Genomic DNA, 21,018 nt, shown 5'->3' on the forward strand with positions numbered 1-21,018 from the left:
GAGTTTTCCATGTCAGCCGTAGAGCCCTCCCTGATCGAACGCATTATCCGTGACGACGTGCGCGCCATGGGCGCCTACCACGTGCCGGATTCGCACGGTCTGGTCAAGCTCGACGCGATGGAGAACCCGTACCGCCTGCCGCCCGCGCTGCGCCAGCAACTGGCCGAGCGCCTGGGCGAAGTCGCGCTGAACCGCTACCCCGTGCCGAGCAGCGAAGCGCTGCGCGCCGCGCTCAAGCGCGTGATGCAGGTGCCGGCCGGCATGGACGTGCTGCTCGGCAACGGCTCGGACGAGCTCATCAGCATGCTGGCGCTGGCCGCGGCCAGGCCGGGCGCGAAGGTGATGGCGCCGGTGCCGGGCTTCGTCATGTATGCGATGTCCGCGCAGTTTGCCGGCCTGCAGTTCGTCGGCGTGCCGCTGCGCGCCGACTTCACGCTGGACCGCGCCGCGATGCTGGCGGCGATGGCCGCGCAGCAGCCCGCCATCATCTATCTGGCCTACCCGAACAACCCTACCGGCAACCTGTTCGACGCCGAAGACATGGAGGCCATCATCCGCGCTGCCCAAGGCGAGGTCTGCAACAGCCTGGTGGTGGTCGACGAAGCCTACCAGCCGTTCGCCCAGCACAGCTGGATGCCGCGCCTGACTGACTTCGGCAACCTGCTGGTGATGCGCACCGTATCGAAGCTCGGCCTGGCCGGCATCCGCCTGGGCTACCTGGCCGGCGCGCCGGAATGGCTCGCGCAGCTGGACAAGGTGCGTCCGCCCTATAACGTCAACGTGCTGACCGAGGCCGCCGCGCTGTTCGCGCTCGAGCATGTGGCGGTGCTGGACGAACAGGCCGCGCAACTGCGGGGCGAACGCACGCGCGTGGCCGACGGCATGGCCGCGCAGCCCGGAGTCACCGTGTTCCCGAGCGCGGCCAACTTCCTGCTGGTGCGCGTGCCGGATGCCGCACAGACCTTCGAGCGCCTGCTGGCGCGGAAGGTATTGATCAAGAACGTGAGTAAAATGCACCCGTTGCTGGCCAATTGTCTGCGCGTCACGGTCAGCACGCCCGAAGAAAACGCGCAGTTCCTTGAGGCATTCGCAGCGTCGCTGCAGGATTAACACCATGCGTGTTGCAGAGGTCACCCGCAATACTTCGGAAACGCAGATTCGCGTTTCCCTGAATCTCGACGGCAGCGGCCGCCAGAAACTGGCGTCGGGCGTGCCGTTCCTCGACCACATGCTGGACCAGATCGCCCGGCATGGCATGTTCGACCTGGAGGTCGAAGCCACCGGCGACACGCATATCGACGACCACCATACGGTCGAAGACGTGGGCATCACGCTCGGGCAGGCGGTGGCCAAGGCCATCGGCGACAAGAAGGGCATTACCCGCTACGGCCACAGCTACGTGCCGCTGGACGAATGCCTGTCGCGCGTGGTGATCGATTTCTCCGGCCGCCCGGGTTTGGAGTTTCACGTCCCTTTCACGCGTGCGCGTGTGGGCAGCTTCGACGTGGACCTGACCATCGAGTTCTTCCGCGGCTTCGTCAACCATGCCGGCGTGACTCTGCATATCGACAACCTGCGCGGCATCAATGCCCACCACCAGTGCGAAACCGTGTTCAAGGCCTTTGGCCGGGCCCTGCGCATGGCGGTGGAGCTTGACCCGCGCGCGGCCAACACGATCCCGTCGACCAAGGGTACGCTCTGAGCATCCTGAATCCGTAGGCGTGCCGGCTGGTTGCGGCGCCCGCCCACCTCTTTAGCCAATACGGCCAGCGATGCTGGCAACCGCAACCGATGGATACGCTCAAGTCGTTTATCTCGCTGCTGGCGCTGATCAACCCGATCGGGGCGATCCCGTTCTTCATCAGCCTGACCAGCCAGCAGACCGAAGCGGAAAAGCTGCGTACCATCAAGATCGCATCGATCTCGGTGGCGATCGTGGTGGCGGTGTCGGCGTTGCTGGGCCAGCAGATCATCGAGTTCTTCAATATCTCGGTGGCATCGCTGCAGGTGGGCGGCGGGCTCATCATGATCATGATGGCCATGAACATGCTGAATGCGCAAACCAGCCGCACCAAGGCCACCCCGGAAGAAGAGGACGAGGCCGAGGTAAAGTCCAGCATTGCGGTGGTGCCGCTGGCGCTGCCGCTGCTGACCGGGCCGGGGTCGATCAGCACGGTGATCGTCTATGCCGGCAAGACCCAGCACTGGTACCAGCTGCTGATCCTGGTCGGCATCGGCGTGCTGCTGGGTTCGGTGGTGTACCTGGTATTCCGCGCGGCGGACCCGATCGCCCGGGTGATCGGGCGCACTGGCATCAATATCGGCACGCGCCTGATGGGTCTGATCCTGTCGGCGCTGGCCGTGGAATTCATCGTGGACGGGCTGAAGACATTGTTGCCTGTTTTGAAATCATGACTACCATAGCAATTGTGGATTACGGCATGGGCAACCTGCGCTCGGTGGCGCAGGCGCTGCGTGCCGCGGCGCCGGAAGCCGATGTCCGGGTCGTGGATGCGCCCGAAGGCATCCGCTCGGCGGACCGCGTGGTGCTGCCGGGCCAGGGCGCGATGCCCGACTGCATGTCGGCGCTGGGGGCGTCCGGGCTGCAGCAGGCGGTGGTCGAGGCCGCCGCGAGCAAGCCGATGCTGGGCGTGTGCGTGGGCGAGCAGATGCTGTTCGAGTTCAGCACCGAAAGCCGGGCCGGCACGGATCGCACCCCGGCGCTGGGGCTGATGCCCGGACAGGTCGTACGGTTTGCGCTGGATGGCATGACGCAACCGGACGGCTCGCGTTTCAAGGTGCCGCAGATGGGCTGGAACCGGGTGCGCCAGGCCAGGCCGCATCCGCTGTGGAGCGGCATCCCGGACGACAGCTGGTTCTATTTCGTCCACAGCTACTATGTGCAGGCGCAGGATCCGGCCCATATTGCCGGCGAAACGGAATACGGAGTCGTGTTTACCAGCGCGGTAGCGCGCGATAATATTTTCGCGACGCAGTTCCACCCCGAAAAAAGCGCGGCCATGGGCCTGCAGCTGTACCGGAACTTCGTCCACTGGAATCCCTGAAGCGCAGCTTGCCATTCGCGAATCGCTTGTTTACCCGTTGCTCGACCGCTAACCGACCCGGTACCTGACCCGTTTCCGATCGACTATCGACCCGACCTGACCGGCACGCGCCGGTCTCGCTCAATCTCACTCACTCAACCACGCTCGTCACGCATATGTTGCTCATTCCGGCCATCGACCTGAAGGACGGTCAGTGTGTACGCCTCAAACAAGGCGACATGGACCAGGCCACCGTCTTTTCCGAAGATCCCGCCGCCATGGCACGCCACTGGGTGCAGCAGGGCGCCCGCCGCCTGCACCTGGTGGACCTGAACGGCGCGTTCGTGGGCAAGCCCCGCAACGAGGCCGCCATCAAGGCCATCATCGCCGAGGTCGGCGACGAGATCCCGGTGCAGCTGGGCGGCGGCATCCGCGACCTGAACACCATCGAGCGCTGGCTGGACGACGGGCTCTCGTACGTCATCATCGGCACCGCGGCGGTGAAAAACCCGGGGTTCCTGAAGGACGCCTGCTCGGCCTTCGGAGGCCATATCATCGTCGGGCTCGATGCCAAGGATGGCAAGGTGGCCACCGACGGCTGGAGCAAGCTGACCGGCCACGAGGTGGCGGACCTGGCGCGCAAGTACGAAGACTACGGCGTCGAGGCCATCATCTACACCGACATCGGCCGCGACGGCATGCTGCAGGGGATCAATATCGATGCCACGGTCAAGCTGGCGCAATCGATGTCGATCCCGGTGATCGCCAGCGGCGGACTGTCCAACCTGGCCGATATCGACAACCTGTGCGCGGTCGAAGGCGAGGGCGTGGAAGGGGTCATCTGCGGCCGCGCGATCTATTCCGGCGACCTCAACTTTGCCGACGCGCAGGCGCTTGCGGACAAGCTGCGCGACGGGCAATAAGCAACGGCGCCGCGGGGCGCGGCCGCCTGCCCGCTGCCGGCACGGCAGCGGTGGCGGACAAGGAATCTCATGCTAGCCAAACGTATCATTCCCTGCCTGGACGTGACCAACGGGCGGGTGGTCAAGGGCGTCAACTTTGTCGAGCTGCGCGACGCGGGCGATCCCGTGGAAATCGCGCGCCGCTATGACGAGCAGGGCGCCGACGAAATCACATTCCTGGACATCACCGCGACCAGCGACGGGCGCGACCTGATGCTGCATATCATCGAGGACGTCGCCTCGCAGGTGTTCATCCCGCTGACGGTGGGCGGCGGCGTGCGCACCGTCGAAGACGTGCGCCGGCTGCTCAATGCCGGCGCCGACAAGATCAGCGTCAACTCGTCGGCGATCGCCAACCCGCAACTGGTGTCGGACGCTACCGCGCGCTATGGCTCGCAATGCATCGTGGTGGCGATCGACGCCAAGCGCAGCTCAGCTCCGGGCGAAGCGCCGCGTTGGGAAGTCTTTACCCACGGCGGGCGCAAGGCAACCGGGCTGGATGCGGTGCAATGGGCGCGTGAGGTGGCGACCCGCGGCGCAGGCGAGATCCTGCTCACCAGCATGGACCGCGACGGCACCAAGAGCGGTTTCGACCTGGAACTGACCCGCGCGGTCAGCGACGCGGTACCGGTGCCGGTGATCGCCTCGGGCGGCGTCGGCGGCCTGCAGGACCTGGCCGACGGCATCACCCGGGGCCGCGCCGACGCGGTGCTGGCCGCCAGCATCTTCCACTACGGCCAGCACACCGTGGGGGAAGCCAAAGCATTCATGGCCCGCGAGGGCATTCCCGTGCGGATCTGATCATGCCGAAGAAGTGGCTCAACAAGGTTAAGTGGGACGACAACGGCCTGGTGCCGGTGATCGTGCAGGAAGTCAGCTCGAACGACGTGCTGATGTTCGCGTTCATGAACCGCGAGGCGCTGCTGCGCACCGTGGAGCTGGGCGAGGCCGTGTTCTGGTCGCGCTCGCGCAAGCGCCTGTGGCACAAGGGCGAAGAATCGGGCCACGTGCAGAAGGTGCACGAAATCCGCCTGGACTGCGATGAGGACGTGGTGCTGCTGAAGGTGACGCAAATCGACAGCATCGCCTGCCATACCGGGCGCCATTCCTGCTTCTTCCAGAAATTCGAGGGCGATGCGGACGCCGGCGACTGGCAGACGGTCGAGCCGGTGCTGAAGGACCCTGCCCAGATCTACACCAAGCCATGAGCGACGACGCACTCAGCAGCAACGATGTCCTGGCGCGCCTGGCCGCGGTGCTGGAATCGCGCAAGCCCGCCAACGGCGGCGATCCCGACAAGTCCTACGTGGCGCGCCTGTTCAGCAAGGGCGACGACGCCATCCTGAAGAAAATCGGCGAAGAAGCCACCGAGACCGTGATGGCCGCCAAGGATGCGCGCGCCGCCGGCGAGAGCGGCGCCGCGGCCGGCAAGGTGGTCTATGAAGTGGCCGACCTGTGGTTCCACAGCATGGTGCTGCTGGCAAACTTCGGCCTGACGCCGGCTGACGTGGTCAACGAGCTGGCGCGGCGCGAAGGGCTGTCCGGCCTGGAAGAAAAGGCCCGGCGCAAGGACTAGCCGGCGCGGATGCCGGCCGGTTTCCCGCCTGCCGCGAGGCAGGCTTACAACCGAGGGCGAATATGGCGAACGACTACACCGGGCAGGTCACCACTCCCAGCGGCGAACAGCTGGGCAGCCTGCGCAAGCTGCTGCACATCCTTTACGCGCTGTATGCAATTTTCTGGCTCACCGGCGGCATCACCGCGCTGATCGCCATCGTGATCGACTATGTCAAGCGCGATGACGCGCGCGGTTCGCTGTATGCCTCGCACTTCGCCTGGCAGATCCGCTCGTTCTGGTGGTCGGTGGCCTGGGGCGTGCTGGGCGGGGTACTGTTTGCGACGGTCGTGCTGATGCCGCTGGCTTTTGCGGTCTGGGGCGTGCTGTCGCTGTGGATGCTGTATCGTATCGTCAAGGGCTGGCTGTATCTGAACGACAGCAAGCCGATGTACCCGGATCAGCAATTCTGAGGGTCGGGCAGACCGATGCACGAGGTGGTCACCGGTGCCGCGGCCGTCGCAATGAAATTTTCATGAACGCTCAGGATAATTGCATCTTCTGCAAGATCGTGGCCGGCCAGCTGCCGTCGAACAAAGTCTATGAAGACGACGACATGCTGGCTTTCCACGATATCCATCCCAAGGCCCCGGTACACTTGCTGGTCATTCCCAAGGCACATGTCGACTCGCTGGCCGATTGCGGCGCCGGCGAAGGAGAGGTGCTTGCTAGAATGATGCTGAAGGTGCCAGAACTGGCGCGCGCGGCCGGCTGTTCCAACGGCTTCCGGACGGTGATCAACACCGGCCCGGACGGCGGACAGGAGGTCTACCACCTGCATCTGCATGTGCTCGGTGGACCGCGCCACGCCTGGAAGGGACCGCTGCCCTGACCGGGCAGCCTTGGCAGGGGAGTGTCCGCGGCGGCAACGCCCGGGCAGAAGCTGTGCCGGCAACCGTCGCCCGGCGCGGCCATCACGGGACGGAACAACGGGTCCGGGCATCTATGATTGCGCCCGCGGCTGCATCAGGAGCAAGAGATGGGTTCGTTTAGCATTTGGCACTGGCTGATCGTGCTGGTGATCGTCATGCTGGTGTTCGGCACCAAGAAGCTGCGCAATATCGGCCAGGACCTGGGCGGCGCGGTCAAGGGCTTCAAGGACGGCATGAAGGACGGCGAAGACAAAGGCGCCCAGCCGGGCGCGTCCAAGGAACTGCGCGATTCCACCACCATCGACGTCGACGCCAAGGAAAAGTCCCGCCAGCAATAAGCCGGCGGTGTGCCCTCCCTTCCACGCAAATCTCGCTGCGCGTGTCGTTGCGCGACCGCGCTATTCCGCATGTTGTCCGCATGATGTGTCCGCATGATTGATCTCGGCATTTCCAAGCTGGCGCTGATCGGCGCCGTGGCACTGATCGTGATCGGTCCCGAACGGCTGCCCAAGGTCGCGCGCACGGTAGGCGCGCTGGTCGGCCGTGCGCAGCGCTACATCAACGACGTCAAGGCCGAGGTCAGCCGCGAGGTCGAACTGGAAGAACTGCGCAAGATGCGCACGGAATTCGAGGACGCCGCGCGCGATGTCGAGCGCACCATCCACAAGGAAGTCAGCGAGCAGACCCAGGCGCTCAATGAAGCGCTCGGCGGCGCCGAAGCCGACGCAGCCAGCGGCGCCGGCGGCAGCAGCAGCGACGCCAGGGGGGGCTTCGTGCCCAGCTGGGACGCGGCGCACAAGGCGCACAACGGGCGCAAGAGCTGGCGCGTCAAGCAGGGCGCACGTCCGCTGTGGTTCAAGCGCCAGCACAATGTCCGCGTCTGGGTGCAGTCGGGTGCAGCGCGCGTCAAGCGGCACCGGCCGGCGCGCCGGCCCTCCCGTTCCTTCTTCGAGTAAGCATGGCGCGCGGCGAACTCCTGCCGGCCGCCGTGGCCGCTGTCGTTGTGTCCGCCTCCCCACGCCGCCACGTTGCGGTTTCATCGATCCACTTGCCAGCCTTCGCGGCTGAGCGGTTCACGCCATGAGCGACACCCGGTCCTCCGATCCCCAAGACCCGCAAGACGAGTCGCAGCAGGAAACCTTTATCTCCCACCTGATCGAGTTGCGCCAGCGACTGGTCAAGGCGGTGGCCGGCATCATTCTGGTGTTCGTCTCGCTGGTCTACTGGGCGCCGGTCATCTTCAACCTGTTCTCCGCGCCGCTGATGGAGTCGCTGCCCAAGGGCGGCAAGATGATCGTCACGGATGTGACCGGCTCGTTCTTCGTGCCGATGAAGGTGACCTTGCTGGTGGCGTTCCTGATCGCGCTGCCATGGGTGCTGTACCAGGTCTGGCAGTTTGTCGCGCCCGGCCTGTACCAGCATGAGAAGCGCCTGATCCTGCCGCTGGTGTCGAGCAGTTATTTCCTGTTCCTGTGCGGCGTGGCGTTTGCATATTTTCTGGTGTTCCCCACGGTGTTCCATTTCATGGCGCACTACAACGCGCCGCTGGGGGCGGAGATGTCCACCGACATCGACAAATACCTCAGCTTCGCCATGACCACGTTCCTGGCCTTCGGCATTACCTTCGAAGTGCCGGTGGTGGTGATCGTGCTGGTGCGGTTCGGCGTGGTGGAGCTGGAAAAGCTCAAGCAGATCCGCCCCTATGTGATCGTCGGGGCCTTCATCATTGCCGCCATCGTCACTCCGCCGGACGTGCTGTCGCAACTGCTGCTCGCGGTTCCTCTCGTGGCGCTCTATGAACTTGGCCTGATCCTGGCCCGTTTCATCGGCCGCCCGGCAGCCGAAGAGGCCACTTCCGCAGAAACACAGCCGGACGAATCGCGCTGAAGCAGGCTTTTTTGCAGGCTGGCTGCCCGATTGCACCAAAATGGGGATTTTTGCCTGCATTCCTGTTGCTCCCTGACAACAAAAAGCGCAAGTCAGCATGGTTTACGCCGAAAAAGCCTTCTGACGGCCGGGGGGGCTGGCACATAATACGCAGCAGACGTGAATGTAAATGCGTCGCCCAAGCACTTGGGCAACCAAGATTTCCCAATCAGTTGACAAGGAAAGTGTCGATATGAAGATGAAACTGTTTGCTGCTGCCGTCGCCGCTCTGGCCGCTGGCGGCGCGTATGCCCAGTCGAGCGTAACCCTGTACGGCGTGGCTGACGTCGGCCTCGAATATGTCAGCAAGGCCAACGCTGCCGGCGACGATCTGTTCCGCATGTCGTCGGGTAACCAGTCCGGTTCGCGCTGGGGCCTGCGTGGCGTGGAAGACCTGGGTGGCGGTCTGAAGGGCGTGTTCGTCCTGGAAAGCGGTTTCGACCTCGATGACGGCCGTTCGGCCCAAGGTGGTCGTCTGTTCGGTCGTCAAGCCTACGTCGGTCTGCAAAGCAACTTCGGTTCGCTGCTGCTGGGCCGTCAACAGACCGCTTTCTACGACTTCGGCCTGATGTATGACCCGATGGCCATCTCGTCGCGCTACGGTATCCTGGCTCAGGACGCCGCCTTCGCTTCGCGCGCTGACAACACCGTCAAGTACATCGGCAAGTTCGGTGGCCTGACCGCTTCGGCCTTCTACAGCTTCAACAACAACGGCCAAGAAGTTGCCGGCGCATTCCGCCGCGGCCAAGAGTACGGCGCGCTGCTGAGCTACGCAGCTGGCCCGTTCTCGGTTGGTGCTGCTTATGACGAAGTTCACGGCACGACCACCGGCCCCGCCGCTGCTCCTGTCGACGCAAGCGGTCAGCGTATCCGCCGCGCCACCGTTGGTGCCAACTACGCCTTCGGCCCGGCCAAGGTGTACGCTGGCTACCGTTGGGCCAAGGCTGCTGACGGCGCTGCCCTGCCGGGCCAAGTGGCGACTGCCGCCAACCCGCTGGGCATCAACGGTACCTCCAACCTGTACTGGCTGGGTCTGGGTTACCAGCTGACCCCGGCGTTCTCGCTGTCGGGCGCTGCTTACTACCAGGACTTCCGCAAGACCGACGCCGATCCGTGGCAATTCGTCGTGACCGCCGACTACGCGCTGTCGAAGCGTACCGACGTGTACACCTCGCTGTCGTACGCTCTGAACGACAACGGTTCGCTGCTGGGCGTGAACGGCTTCAACACCGTCCAAGCCGGCAAGGACCAGTTCGGTGCTGTGGTCGGCCTGCGCCACAAGTTCTAATCTGACGCGGGCTTCCGCCCGCTGACGGTTGACTTGAAAAACGCCGGCATCCGCAAGGATGCCGGCGTTTTCTTTTGCGCAATCCCAGGCGAGGCAGTCGACAGCAAGGCTGGCGCCTTGCGCTGCGTCCGCGCTGCCGTCAGATCGTGCGAATTTCTATTGGGACAGGACCGGTCTGCATTTGCCCATTCAAACCGCGCGGTTAGTGGCGGTCAGGCATGGCACGCTGGCAGACCCATTCGGACGGGCTGTCATCGCCAGGACAACTGGCGTTGTAAGGCAGGACGCTGCGGTTCTGCCGAAATCGGACGCAGGCAGACCCGTCTCGCGGCTATGGCCCCAGTCCCGGAATCGATGCGGACATGAAAAAACCCGCCATCGCTGGCGGGTTTGCTGACTCCGGTAAAGGCACGGCCCGGCTTATTCTTCCTCTTCGAACGGCAGCGAGCGGCGCGGCGGCGGAGGCCGCTTGCCGATGGTTACCGTCAGATCCGTCGGCTTGCCGCGGCGGATCACCGTCATCTTGATGTCCACGCCGGGCTTGAGCTGTGCAATGGCATTGAGAAGGGCCGTGGTGTCCGTGATCGACAAGCCATCCACCTTGGTCAGCACATCGCCAGGCCGCACGCCTGCCTTGTCAGCCGGCCCGCCCTGGACCACGGCGGCGATCAGTGCGCCTTCCTTGGCATCGAGTCCGAACGACTCGGCGATCTCCGGCGTCATGTCCTGCGGCTCGACGCCGATCCAGCCGCGCGTCACGCTGCCGGTCGAGATGATCGACTCCATCACCTGCTTGGCCGTCGATACAGGAATGGCAAAGCCGATACCCAGCGAGCCGCCCGAGCGCGAATAGATCGCCGTATTGATGCCAAGCAGGTTGCCCTGCGCATCCACCAGGGCGCCGCCCGAGTTGCCGGGGTTGATCGCGGCATCGGTCTGGATGAAGTTCTCGAAGGTGTTGATACCCAGGTGGCTGCGGCCAAGTGCGGACACGATGCCCATGGTCACGGTCTGGCCCACGCCGAACGGGTTGCCGATGGCCAGCACCACATCGCCGACCTTCACGTTCTCTAGCCGGCCCAGCGTGATCGCGGGCAGATCCTTGAGCGTCACCTTCAGCACGGCCAGGTCGGTTTCCGGGTCGGAGCCGACCACCTTGGCGTTGGCCTTGCGGCCATCGGTCAGCGCGATCTCGATCTCGTCGGCGCCGTCGACCACGTGGTGGTTGGTTAGAATGTAACCCTCGGCGCTGACAATGACGCCGGACCCCAGGCTGGAGACTGGCTCTTGCCGCTCGGGCAGGCGGTCGCCGAAGAAGAAGCGGAACCACGGGTCCTCGGCCTGCGGGTTGGGCGAGCGCTTGTTGCCGTTCTTGCTGGTAAAGATATTGACCACCGCCGGCATGGCCAGCTGGGCGGCTTCGCTGTATGACCCTTCGGCCGCAGGACCGGACACGTTGGGCACGACCTCCTTGAGCGCCACGATGGGCGAGCCGGATTGGACCGCGACGCGCCCCCTCTGCAGCCATTCAGGCTTGAGCGTTGCCACGACGAACCAGACCGCCAGCACGACGGTGACAGCCTGGGCAAAGAACAGCCAAAAGCGCCGCAACATATTGGAGTTTTGAGCAGAAAATGAAAACAAAAGAGCTTGAATTGTACTTGAACGACCTGTTGGAAGTTTCCCGCTACAAGGACTATTGTCCCAATGGGCTGCAAGTGCAAGGTCGCTCGGAGATCACACATGTGGTGACCGGGGTGACGGCAAGCCTGGCGCTGGTCGATGCCGCGGTCGAGGCGGGTGCCGACGCCATCCTCGTGCATCACGGTTATTTCTGGAAGAGCGAGGATGCGCGCGTGGTTGGGCAGAAGCATGCGCGTCTGAAGCGCCTGCTCGGGGCCGATATCAATCTGTTCGCCTACCACCTGCCGCTGGATAATCACCCGGAATTCGGCAATAACGCGCAACTGGGCCTGCAACTCGGTTTCACCCCCACCGGCCGCTTCAGCGACGACCAGTTGGGCTGGACCGGCACGCTGCCCGCGCCGATGCCACTGGCTGCGCTGGCTGCGCATGTCGGCGGCGTGCTCGGGCGCGAACCGCTCGCGATCGGCGCGCCGGAGCAGATGATCCGCACCGTTGGCTGGTGCACGGGCGGGGCGCAGGGGTATTTCGATGCCGCGGTGGCCGCAGGCGTCGATGCTTATCTGAGCGGCGAAGTCTCGGAGCAGACCACGCACCTGGCGCGCGAGAGCGGCGTGGCATATCTCGCCGCTGGCCATCATGCCACCGAGCGCTATGGCATCCGCTCGCTCGGCGAGCATGTGGCCGAACGCTTCGGCTTGCGCCATACCTTTATCGATATTCCGAATCCGGTCTGATCTGACAAAAAACAAAACGGCCCCAGCGGGGCCGTTTTATCGTTCTGGCTTCGAAATCAGCGGGCCTTCAGGCTGTCACGGATTTCACGCAGCAGCGCCACTTCCTCGGGCGGGGCGGCGGGCGGCGGCGCCGGTTCTTCGGCGCGCATCCGGTTGAAGGCGCGCACCATCAGAAAAATGATAAAGGCCAGGATGATGAAGTTGACGACGATGGTCAGGAAATTGCCATAGGCAAACACCGGTACGCCGGCCTTCTTCAGGGCATCGAGCGTCAGTGGGGTTCCGGGAGGGGGATCCGCCAGAACGATGAACATGCTGGAAAAATCCAGCTTGCCCACGACACGGCCCACCAACGGCATGATCAGGTCGTTGACCACCGAATCCACGATCTTGCCGAACGCCGCGCCAATGATCACACCAACCGCCAGGTCGATGACGTTGCCGCGTACGGCGAAGGTTCTGAATTCCGAGATCATGCCCATGGGGGGTTCTCCTTCTTGTGGCGATGGGTGAACGGTTTCAAGCTGGAAGCCTGCCGCATCACTCACCGGAAATCAAGCGTGGAGGCGGATTTCCGGGATGCATGTCCGATAATCGCGCGAGGTCGTGGCATTTTCTGCCTATCTAGTGCGCAGGTGTCTAAGGTACACTTTATGGTTGACGCAAAATCTAAATTGACTTCCCCTGGGGTTTGGAATGAGTGACCAGCAAGACGTGAAGAGCGTGGATAAAGGTCGCCGCAATTGGTTGATCGCGACATCCGTCGCTGGCGGCGTCGGAGGCGTAGCGGTAGCGGTTCCTTTCGTCAGTACCTTTGCACCATCGGAGAAGGCCAAGGCCGCGGGTGCCCCAGTCGAGGCGGATATCGGCGCCCTCAAGCCGGGCGAGATGATGACCGTCGAGTGGCGTGGCAAACCGGTCTGGATCATGCGGCGCACGGAGGAGCAACTGGCGTCGCTGAAGAAGACGGACGGCGAAGTTGCCGATCCCAATTCCGATATCCCGTTCACCATGCAGACGCCCGAGTACTGCAAGAACGAAACCCGTTCGCGTCCCGAGCACAAGGACGTGCTGGTGGTAGTGGGCATCTGTTCCCATCTCGGCTGTTCCCCGTCGGGCCCCTTCGCCCCCGGTGCCAATCCTCAGCTCGGCACTGATCCCGGTTTCCTGTGCCCGTGCCACGGCTCGACCTTTGACCTGGCCGGGCGCGTCTTCAAGAACAAGCCGGCTCCGCAGAATCTCGATGTTCCCCCCTACCAGTTCCTGTCCGAAAGCAAGATCGTGATCGGCAAGGATGAGAAAGGAGAAGCCTGATCATGGCGGCCGAAAAACAAGTCAAGACGACCGGCCTGCTGGGCTGGATCGACGCCCGCTTTCCCGCGACCCAATTGTGGGAAGACCACCTGTCCCGCTACTACGCGCCGAAGAACTTCAACTTCTGGTATTTCTTCGGTTCGCTGGCGCTGCTGGTGCTGGTGATCCAGATCGTCACCGGCATCTTCCTGGTGATGAACTACAAGCCGGACGGCACGCTGAACGCCGCCGGCATTCCCGTGGCCTTTGCCAGCGTGGAATACATCATGCGCGAAGTGCCGTGGGGCTGGCTGGTGCGCTACATGCATTCGACCGGCGCCTCGGCGTTCTTCGTCGTGGTCTACCTGCATATGTTTCGCGGGCTGCTGTACGGTTCGTACCGCAAGCCGCGCGAGCTGGTCTGGATCTTCGGCTGCCTGATCTTCCTGTGCCTGATGGCCGAAGCCTTCATGGGCTACCTGCTGCCGTGGGGCCAGATGTCGTACTGGGGCGCCCAGGTGATCGTGAACCTGTTCTCGGCCATTCCGGTGATCGGCCAGGACCTGTCGCTGTTCATTCGCGGTGACTACGTGGTCAGCGACGCGACCCTGAACCGCTTCTTCTCGTTCCACGTCATCGCCGTGCCGCTGGTGCTGCTGGGACTGGTGATCGCCCACATCATCGCGCTGCACGAAGTGGGCTCGAACAACCCGGACGGCGTCGAGATCAAGGCCAACAAGGACGAAAACGGCATCCCGCTGGACGGCATCCCGTTCCACCCGTACTACTCGGTGCATGACCTGCTCGGCGTGGGCGGCTTCCTGATCCTGTTCTCGGCCGTGATCTTCTTCTTCCCCGAAGTGGGCGGCTATTTCCTGGAAGCCAACAACTTCTTCCCGGCCGATCCGCTGAAGACCCCGCCGCATATCGCGCCGGTCTGGTACTTCACGCCGTTCTACTCGATGCTGCGCGCCACTACGTCGAACTTCCTGCCAATCCTGTGGGTGTTCTTCGCGCTGCTGCTCGGCATGGTGTTCCTGCGCAGCAAGGATGCGCGCGTGAAGATCGGCGCCGTCGCCATCGCAGTGATCCTGGCCGTGGGCTTCTACTTCATCGACGCCAAGTTCTGGGGCGTGCTGGTGATGGGCGGCTCGGTGGTGATCCTGTTCTTCCTGCCGTGGCTCGACTGCTCGCCGGTCAAGTCCATCCGCTATCGGCCCGCTTTCCACAAGACCATCCTGATCGTCTTCGTGGTGGTGTTCCTGGTGCTCGGCTATCTCGGCGTGCAACCGCCGTCGCCGGTTGGTGAGAAGGTGTCGCAGCTCGGTACGCTGCTGTACTTCGCCTTCTTCCTGACCATGCCGCTGTGGAGCCGTGTCGGCGAGTTCAAGCCGGTCCCGGAGCGTGTCACGTTCCACCCGCACTGAGCGAAGCGAACCCCGACAAGAGCACAAGGACACAAGATGAAAAAGCTGCTTTCGATCCTCGCGCTGGCCGGCGCCTGCATTGCCGGCGCGCCCGCCATGGCATCCGAGGGGGGCTTCCCCCTCGAGCCGGCGCCGGTGAACACCGCTGACCTGTCGTCGCTGCAGCGCGGCGCCAAGGTGTTCGTCAACTACTGCCTGAACTGCCACGGCGCATCGATGATGCGCTACAACCGGCTCAAGGACATCGGCCTGACCGACGACCAGATCCGCGAGAACCTGCTGTTCACCGGTGATAAGGTTGGCGAGACCATGAACATCGCCATGCAGCCGAAGGAAGCCAAGGCCTTCTTCGGCGCGCAGCCGCCTGATCTGTCGGTGATCGCGCGCGCCCGTGGCGACGACTGGCTCTACACCTACCTGCGCACGTTCTACCGCGACGACAGCCGCGCCACCGGCTGGAACAACCTGGTGTTCCCGAGCGTCGGCATGCCGCACGTGCTGTGGGAACTGCAGGGCCAGCGCGCCGCCAAGTTCACCGAAGTGGAAGAGCACGGCGAGAAGGTGCACAAGTTCGCCGGCTTCGAGCAACTGAGCCCGGGCAAGCTGAGCAAGGTCGAGTACGACCAGATGACTGCCGACCTCGTCAGCTTCCTGGACTGGATGGCCGAGCCTGCGCAGAACCACCGCAAGCGCCTGGGCGTCTGGGTGCTTCTGTTCCTGGGCATATTCACCGTGTTCGCCTGGCGCCTGAATGCTGCGTACTGGAAAGACGTGAAGTAAACCGCGGCAGGGCCTGAGCGGGCCCTGACCAAGAAGGCCAGGGGCGGTCGCTGCGAAAAAGGCAGCGCCGCCCCTGGTTTTTTACAGGCGATAGTCACAGAAAGCGACGCACTTGCCACTTATTTGCTTTTCGATAGCCGACTTTGGCAGAATGGCAGACCTTACTGTCCGACCCTGTTCCGGCTAAGCCCAAGGAATCCAACCATGATGGTGTTGTATTCGGGTACGACTTGCCCGTTTTCCCAACGTTGCCGCCTTGTCCTGTTCGAAAAGGGCATGGATTTTGAAATCCGCGACGTCGACCTGTTCAACAAGCCCGAAGATATTTCGGTGATGAACCCGTACGGCCAGGTGCCCATCCTGGTCGAGCGCGATCTCATCCTGTATGAGTCGAACATCATCAACGAATACATCGACGAGCGCTTCCCGCACCCGCAGCTGATGCCGGCCGACCCGGTGCAGCGCGCCCGCGCCCGCCTGTTCCTGTTCAACTTCGAAAAGGAACTGTTCACCCACGTCTACACGCTGGAGAACGAAAAGGGCAAGGCCGCGGAAAAGAACCACGAACGCGCCCGCGCCGCGATCCGCGACCGGCTGACGCAGCTGGCGCCGATCTTCGTCAAGAACAAGTACATGCTGGGCGAAGAGTTCTCGATGCTCGACGTCGCCATCGCGCCGCTGCTGTGGCGCCTGGACCACTACGGCATCGAGCTGTCGAAGAACGCCGCGCCGCTGCTGAAGTATGCTGAACGCATTTTCAGCCGTCCCGCGTACATTGAAGCGCTGACCCCGTCCGAAAAGGTCATGCGCCGCTAACCGGCACCGGCCCGACGGCACCCGCCTTCGGGCCATCGCGGCGCCATTGGAAGCACAATGCCTGAAACCTCCACCAAGCCCTACCTGATCCGCGCCATCTACGAATGGTGCACGGACAACGGCTTCACGCCGTACATCGCCGTCTTCGTCGACGCCAACACCAACGTGCCGCGCGAGTTCGTCAAGAACAACGAGATCGTGCTGAACGTCAGCTTCGACGCCACCAGCGGCCTGGACATGGGCAACGAGTGGATCACCTTCAGCGCACGCTTCGGCGGTGTCTCGCGCAAGATCGACGTGCCTGTCGAGAACGTGCTGGCGATCTACGCGCGCGAGAACGGACAGGGCATGGCCTTCCCGGTCGAGCGCAGCCTGCCGGAAACCCAGGCCGCGACCGAGCGTGAAAACAACCCGCCGCCCAAGCTCGCCCCGGTCGAAGCCGAAACCCCGGCAACGACCAGCGACACCGGCCCCGGCGACGACGACACGCCGCCCCCGGTGCCCCGCATCGGCGGCAAGAAGCCTGCACTGAAAGTGGTGAAGTAAGCCATCCCAAAGCCGACCGCAATGCAGTAGAATCGCGGTCTGCATCCATATGCCGGCTTAGCTCATCAGGTAGAGCAGTTGATTTGTAATCATCAGGTGGCGGGTTCGAGTCCTGCAGCCGGCACCAGAATTGAAGAACGGGCTACGCGTTGCGTGGCCCGTTTTGTTTTTGGGGGTGTCCGAGGGGTTATTCAAGAGGAGAGCCGGGCCACGGCATCCCGTAGCTTCCCCGCGAACCGCGATGTTGCGCCATGTGTCAATACCAATTGTCTGGTAGCCCGCGTCATGGCGACGTACACCAGTCGCGCCTCATCTTCCTCCGCCTCATCATGCTTATGCGGCATCCCGATGGCCGGAATGCAAACCAGCGGAAATTCCAATCCTTTGCTGCTATGCATAGTGATCACCTTGACGCTGTCCGCGCCGGGCGTAAATCGCTTGGTGATCTGAGGGCATTCGTAGGGAATGCCTTTGCGCGTCAGTGCGCTGGTGACGTGTCCAACCGTGTCCCAATGGCGATAGAGCACCGCCATCTCTGACCACGGCGTACCAGCCCGGTTTTCGTCAGTCAGGATCTGCGCAATGCGCTCAGCTTCCGCCTCTGCAGTCGGCAATTCGATCAGCAGCGGTTTGTTGCCGCGTCGCCCCGCACCGACAGGTTGCACGGTAGGCACTTCGTCTTCGGCTGCATCGGTCGGCCGCAGCAGCTCTTCCGCAAAGCTGCGCGCGACGGCCAGTATCTCCTGCGTATTGCGGTAGTTCAGCTTGAGGATGGTCGTACGGCCTCGGGCGTGGATGCCCACGCTGGCAAAGGTCATCCCGCGCTTTCTGGCGCCGCCATAAATGGACTGCGCGTCGTCGTAGAGCACCAGCAGCGAATTGCTCTCCGGATTCACCATCTGGACGACCAGCTTGAACCACTCGGGCCGGAAGTCGTGCCCCTCATCGATCAGCACGGCGTCGTACTGACTGGCGGGGATCGCCTTCCGGTCCACGCCCTGGATAACCCGGTTCACCATTTCCTCAAACAGCGCGTCGCTGGGGCGGCCCTTGGGGCGGTCGATGCTGTAAGCCTCCAACTGCCGCGCGCACCACGCATGGAAGTTGTAGACGTGGACCTTCTCTTCGATGCCTTTCTCGATCATCGTCGCCGCCAGCTTGGCGGCGAGTGTCTTGTTGTAGCAGAGCACGAGCACTGGCCGCGTGGCGATCTTTGCCAGATGTTCAGCCCGGTAGCCGAGGATCATCGTCTTGCCAGAGCCGGCGACACCATGAATGACCCGATGGCCTTCGCCGAGACTGCGTGCCAGCTGCTCCTGCTGGAGATCCATGACGCGAAGGATGTCAGGCATATCCAGCGGCTCCGCGAGGTCCTCCGGGAAGAGCGCGCGTTGCTCAGGCATGCGGATCTGCGGGAACAGGTGCCAGCGAATCCGCTCGATCTGCGGCAGGGAAAGCTTGAAGGTGAACTTGACCGGGAACATCTCCCACAGGCGCTGCTGAAAGCGTTCTGTGTCGACCGTTTCGTACATCTCGTCCTGGCAGATCACCAGATGCGGGGGCAGGACGTCGCCGAGGTTGGTCTTGTCGAACTGGGCCCGCGTGATATTGGAGAGCACGACGCCGCAGCCATAAGGGAAGAACGGCTTGCCCTTCAGTGAGCCACTGGGCCAGACTAGTTGCGGATCGCGCTGCAGCAGGTTGGTGACATAGATCATGTACTGCCGGGCCTGCTCGAGGGGATTCAACTCTCGTACCAGTCCGCGATCCGTCAGCAACGTGACATCCTGTTTGTCGATGTCCCGGATTGTATCCAGCCGCCAGTCCTTGACCTCCAGCACCAGCAGGCCTCGACTGGGATGGAAGACGATGAAATCGGGATGCCTGGTTTTCTCGCCAATGGCGATGTCATACCAACACAGGTAATCGTCTTCCAGCTTGGTCTCAAGACGCTCGGCGAAGCGTTTCTCTCCACTGGTCATGCGCGAAGTGACCGAACCCAGCGCGGGAATCAGCGTGGCCATGTCCTGTTGTTCTTCTTATTGCCCGTTAGAAACTGCGCTGGCCGCGGCGTGTTGTCGCGGACCCAGTACGACGGCGGTCAGGCAGGCTTGTAATGCGGCCATTGTATGCACAAAACCAAAACAGTGGCTAGTTCGGCAAATTTGGTGATTCGTGCTGCTGTTGTATCGATGGACTCGCCAACGGAAAGCACGGCGGCCGGCCATCGGCACCTGTTTTCCGTCGATTCACACCGCAAACCTGTCGATTTGCGGCACCGCCATGTGAGAACCCCTGAAGCCAGTGGTAACCTGCGCCCAATTGCCGCCCCAACAACCCCCCGTGCCTTTCCCCCACTCCCGCCTCTGGCGCGCCGCCCCCGAGCAACGTGCCTACGAAGAAGCCCGCCACCGCGTGCGCGCGCTGCGCTTCTTCTACCTGCACGCCATGGTCTACGTGGTAGTGAACGCGCTGCTGATCGGCTTCCATCTGATGGGATCATCGCATCGGCCCTGGGCCGGTGGTCCGCTGATGGGTTGGGGCATCGGCCTGGCGGTGCACGGCATCATGACCTGGGGTCGTGTGGGCGTGCTTGGGCGGCGGTGGGAAGAGCGCAAGATTGCCGAATACATGGCGCAGGAACAGGTGCGCACGCTGTCGACGGAGAAGCAGCTGGTCGAGGCGCGCATGAAGCTGCTGCAGGCGCAGATCGAGCCGCACTTCCTGTTCAACACGCTGGCCAACGTGGTCAGCCTGATCGAGCCCGCTCCGCAGAGGGCGACGATGATGCTGGAGCATTTCATCGCCTACCTGCGCGCGTCGCTTGCCGCCAGCCGTGCGACGCAGGGCACGGTGGCGCAGGAGGCGAAGCTGCTGCGCGACTATCTGGCGCTGATCCGCATCCGCATGGGCGAGCGGCTGCATTACACGGTCGATGTCGATCCGGAACTCGAACCGATGCCGCTGGCGCCGATGCTGCTGCAGCCGGTGGTCGAGAATGCGATCAAGCATGGGCTGGAGCCGAAGATCGAAGGCGGGCGGCTGCTGGTCCGGCTGGAGCAGCGCGGCGCGCGCATGCTGGCGACGATCGAGGACGATGGCATGGGGTTCCGGCCGTCGGTGGGGGCCGGGGTCGGCCTGTCGAATCTGCGCGAACGGCTGGCGGTGCTGTATGACGGCGATGCCCACGTCAGGATCGAAGAGCGCTCGCCCGGCACCGCGGTGCTGATCGATCTGCCGCTGCCGCCTGCATCCTGAACCGGAGCCGCCCGATGATGCCAACCGCCCTGATTGCCGATGACGAAGAGCACCTGCGTGCATACCTGCGTGGCAAGCTGCAGCGCCTGTGGCCGGAGCTGCAGATCGTTGCCGAGGCGACCAACGGCATCGAGGCCGCCGATGCCATTGCACGGTTATCGCCGAGCGTCGCTTTCCTCGATATCAAGATGCCGGGTCTGTCCGGGCTGGAAGTTGCGCAGGGCATAGAAACCGATACGCGGCTCGTGTTCGTCACGGCCTATGACGAATTTGCGCTCGATGCGTTCGAGCGCGCGGCGGTGGATTACCTGGTCAAGCCGGTCAGCGAGGAACGGCTCGGCCGCACCATCGAGCGGTTGCGCAAGGCGCTGCAGGAAGCCGCGCCCCTGCCCGAACTGGCGCAGCTGCTGAACCAGCTGACCCGAGCCCAGCCGCGCGCGGAAGGTGGCGCCCAGTTGCGATGGGTCCGCGCCAGCCGCGGCAATACCACCAGCCACGTGCCGATCCAGGAGGTGATGTACTTCCAGAGCGACGACAAGTACGTGGTGGTGCATACCCGGGATGGCGAGCACCTGATCCGCACGCCGCTGGCGGAACTGATGGCCGGGCTGGACCCGGAGGTGTTCTGGCAGATCCACCGCTCATCCATCGTCAATATGGAGTACGTGGCCGGCACGCGGCGCGACGAGTCGGGCCGGCTCTTTGTCAGGATGCGCGGCTGCGATGCCGAACTGCCGGTGTCGCGCGCCTACATGCATCGGTTCCGGCAGATGTAAGCCGGCCGGCGCCGTGCGCCGGCGGCCGGGGATC

The 21,018-nt window shown here is 63.5% G+C and carries 25 protein-coding genes and 1 tRNA gene; 23 read left to right on the forward strand and 3 right to left on the reverse strand.

All coding sequences use genetic code 11. The features are described 5' to 3' along the window. Positions 1-9: 9 nt before the first annotated feature. From hisC to MKD50_RS21810, 14 genes are all read left to right on the forward strand, one after another. Entirely contained in the window at positions 10-1,110 is a 1,101-nt protein-coding gene (gene hisC, locus MKD50_RS21745; RefSeq protein ID WP_115705115.1) for a histidinol-phosphate transaminase, read from the forward strand. A 4-nt stretch (positions 1,111-1,114) separates the two neighbouring features. Further along, positions 1,115-1,702, forward strand: coding sequence for an imidazoleglycerol-phosphate dehydratase HisB (hisB, locus tag MKD50_RS21750; RefSeq protein WP_013958203.1), 588 nt, complete (start codon positions 1,115-1,117; stop codon positions 1,700-1,702). 89 nt (positions 1,703-1,791) lie between these two features. Beyond that, a complete protein-coding gene (locus MKD50_RS21755; RefSeq protein WP_111521347.1) occupies positions 1,792-2,415 on the forward strand; it encodes a YchE family NAAT transporter in 624 nt (207 codons plus the stop codon). Next, a complete protein-coding gene (gene hisH / locus MKD50_RS21760) occupies positions 2,412-3,065 on the forward strand; it encodes an imidazole glycerol phosphate synthase subunit HisH (RefSeq protein WP_240072867.1) in 654 nt (217 codons plus the stop codon). Before MKD50_RS21755 ends, hisH begins: the two co-directional genes overlap by 4 nt. Positions 3,066-3,220: 155 nt before the next feature. Then, a complete protein-coding gene (hisA, locus tag MKD50_RS21765) occupies positions 3,221-3,967 on the forward strand; it encodes a 1-(5-phosphoribosyl)-5-[(5-phosphoribosylamino)methylideneamino]imidazole-4-carboxamide isomerase (protein ID WP_115705113.1) in 747 nt (248 codons plus the stop codon). 69 nt (positions 3,968-4,036) lie between these two features. Further along, positions 4,037-4,807, forward strand: coding sequence for an imidazole glycerol phosphate synthase subunit HisF (gene hisF / locus MKD50_RS21770; RefSeq protein WP_252668603.1), 771 nt, complete (start codon positions 4,037-4,039; stop codon positions 4,805-4,807). Between the two features lie 2 nt (positions 4,808-4,809). Beyond that, on the forward strand, positions 4,810-5,214 hold the full coding sequence (gene hisI, locus MKD50_RS21775) for a phosphoribosyl-AMP cyclohydrolase (protein WP_115705111.1): 405 nt from the start codon (positions 4,810-4,812) through the stop codon (positions 5,212-5,214). Continuing rightward, entirely contained in the window at positions 5,211-5,582 is a 372-nt protein-coding gene (locus MKD50_RS21780) for a phosphoribosyl-ATP diphosphatase (protein ID WP_115705109.1), read from the forward strand. The genes hisI and MKD50_RS21780 overlap by 4 nt, the downstream gene beginning before the upstream one ends. A gap of 62 nt (positions 5,583-5,644) precedes the next feature. Beyond that, positions 5,645-6,034, forward strand: coding sequence for a DUF4870 family protein (locus MKD50_RS21785; RefSeq protein ID WP_115705107.1), 390 nt, complete (start codon positions 5,645-5,647; stop codon positions 6,032-6,034). 62 nt (positions 6,035-6,096) lie between these two features. After that, positions 6,097-6,453: a histidine triad nucleotide-binding protein gene (locus MKD50_RS21790; protein ID WP_018004940.1), complete on the forward strand. Its 357-nt coding sequence runs from the start codon at positions 6,097-6,099 to the stop codon at positions 6,451-6,453. Between the two features lie 147 nt (positions 6,454-6,600). Further along, on the forward strand, positions 6,601-6,831 hold the full coding sequence (gene tatA, locus MKD50_RS21795) for a Sec-independent protein translocase subunit TatA (RefSeq protein WP_018004941.1): 231 nt from the start codon (positions 6,601-6,603) through the stop codon (positions 6,829-6,831). 93 nt (positions 6,832-6,924) lie between these two features. Continuing rightward, positions 6,925-7,449, forward strand: a complete 525-nt coding sequence (gene tatB / locus MKD50_RS21800) for a Sec-independent protein translocase protein TatB (protein ID WP_252668604.1) — start codon at positions 6,925-6,927, stop codon at positions 7,447-7,449. A 124-nt stretch (positions 7,450-7,573) separates the two neighbouring features. After that, positions 7,574-8,380 (forward strand): twin-arginine translocase subunit TatC, encoded by an 807-nt coding sequence (gene tatC, locus MKD50_RS21805; RefSeq protein WP_115681296.1) that lies wholly within the window; start codon positions 7,574-7,576, stop codon positions 8,378-8,380. A 232-nt stretch (positions 8,381-8,612) separates the two neighbouring features. After that, positions 8,613-9,707: a porin gene (locus MKD50_RS21810; RefSeq protein ID WP_115705102.1), complete on the forward strand. Its 1,095-nt coding sequence runs from the start codon at positions 8,613-8,615 to the stop codon at positions 9,705-9,707. A gap of 420 nt (positions 9,708-10,127) precedes the next feature. Here MKD50_RS21810 and MKD50_RS21815 read toward each other — a convergent pair whose 3' ends face one another. Next, a complete protein-coding gene (locus MKD50_RS21815; protein ID WP_018004945.1) occupies positions 10,128-11,321 on the reverse strand; it encodes a Do family serine endopeptidase in 1,194 nt (397 codons plus the stop codon). Positions 11,322-11,341: 20 nt separating this feature from the next. On the opposite strand from MKD50_RS21815, the gene MKD50_RS21820 reads away from it, so the two are divergent. Next, positions 11,342-12,088, forward strand: coding sequence for a Nif3-like dinuclear metal center hexameric protein (locus tag MKD50_RS21820; RefSeq protein ID WP_240072850.1), 747 nt, complete (start codon positions 11,342-11,344; stop codon positions 12,086-12,088). Between the two features lie 56 nt (positions 12,089-12,144). Here MKD50_RS21820 and mscL read toward each other — a convergent pair whose 3' ends face one another. Next, positions 12,145-12,570, reverse strand: coding sequence for a large conductance mechanosensitive channel protein MscL (mscL, locus tag MKD50_RS21825; protein ID WP_018004947.1), 426 nt, complete (start codon positions 12,568-12,570; stop codon positions 12,145-12,147). 214 nt (positions 12,571-12,784) lie between these two features. On the opposite strand from mscL, the gene petA reads away from it, so the two are divergent. The 6 genes from petA (at position 12,785) to MKD50_RS21855 (ending at position 17,077) form a co-directional block, all read left to right on the forward strand. Further along, complete coding sequence (petA, locus tag MKD50_RS21830) at positions 12,785-13,402, forward strand: ubiquinol-cytochrome c reductase iron-sulfur subunit (protein WP_018004948.1); 618 nt, start codon at positions 12,785-12,787, stop codon at positions 13,400-13,402. A gap of 2 nt (positions 13,403-13,404) precedes the next feature. Continuing rightward, positions 13,405-14,808, forward strand: a complete 1,404-nt coding sequence (locus MKD50_RS21835; protein ID WP_115705098.1) for a cytochrome b — start codon at positions 13,405-13,407, stop codon at positions 14,806-14,808. A gap of 36 nt (positions 14,809-14,844) precedes the next feature. After that, positions 14,845-15,588 carry a cytochrome c1 gene (locus MKD50_RS21840; protein WP_115705096.1) on the forward strand — a complete coding sequence of 248 codons (744 nt, stop codon included), beginning with the start codon at positions 14,845-14,847 and terminating at the stop codon, positions 15,586-15,588. 204 nt (positions 15,589-15,792) lie between these two features. Further along, the gene (locus MKD50_RS21845; protein ID WP_010812311.1) at positions 15,793-16,404 is read left to right on the forward strand and encodes a glutathione S-transferase N-terminal domain-containing protein; all 612 of its coding nucleotides are present in this window, start codon (positions 15,793-15,795) and stop codon (positions 16,402-16,404) included. Between the two features lie 57 nt (positions 16,405-16,461). After that, positions 16,462-16,950 (forward strand): ClpXP protease specificity-enhancing factor, encoded by a 489-nt coding sequence (locus MKD50_RS21850; RefSeq protein ID WP_012354071.1) that lies wholly within the window; start codon positions 16,462-16,464, stop codon positions 16,948-16,950. Between the two features lie 51 nt (positions 16,951-17,001). Beyond that, positions 17,002-17,077: transfer RNA gene (locus MKD50_RS21855), tRNA-Thr, on the forward strand. 64 nt (positions 17,078-17,141) lie between these two features. On the opposite strand, the gene MKD50_RS21860 is transcribed toward MKD50_RS21855, so the two are convergent. Beyond that, positions 17,142-18,974 (reverse strand): 3'-5' exonuclease, encoded by a 1,833-nt coding sequence (locus tag MKD50_RS21860; protein WP_252668606.1) that lies wholly within the window; start codon positions 18,972-18,974, stop codon positions 17,142-17,144. Positions 18,975-19,293: 319 nt separating this feature from the next. Here MKD50_RS21860 and MKD50_RS21865 point away from each other — a divergent pair, with 319 nt between their 5' ends. Both MKD50_RS21865 and MKD50_RS21870 read left to right on the forward strand, forming a co-directional pair. Further along, positions 19,294-20,208 carry a sensor histidine kinase gene (locus tag MKD50_RS21865; protein WP_252668608.1) on the forward strand — a complete coding sequence of 305 codons (915 nt, stop codon included), beginning with the start codon at positions 19,294-19,296 and terminating at the stop codon, positions 20,206-20,208. 14 nt (positions 20,209-20,222) lie between these two features. Then, complete coding sequence (locus tag MKD50_RS21870) at positions 20,223-20,984, forward strand: LytR/AlgR family response regulator transcription factor (protein WP_252668610.1); 762 nt, start codon at positions 20,223-20,225, stop codon at positions 20,982-20,984. The last annotated feature ends 34 nt before the right edge of the window (positions 20,985-21,018 follow it).

This window comes from Cupriavidus mimosae (assembly GCF_023952485.1).
In the GTDB taxonomy this organism is placed as follows: domain Bacteria; phylum Pseudomonadota; class Gammaproteobacteria; order Burkholderiales; family Burkholderiaceae; genus Cupriavidus; species Cupriavidus taiwanensis_C.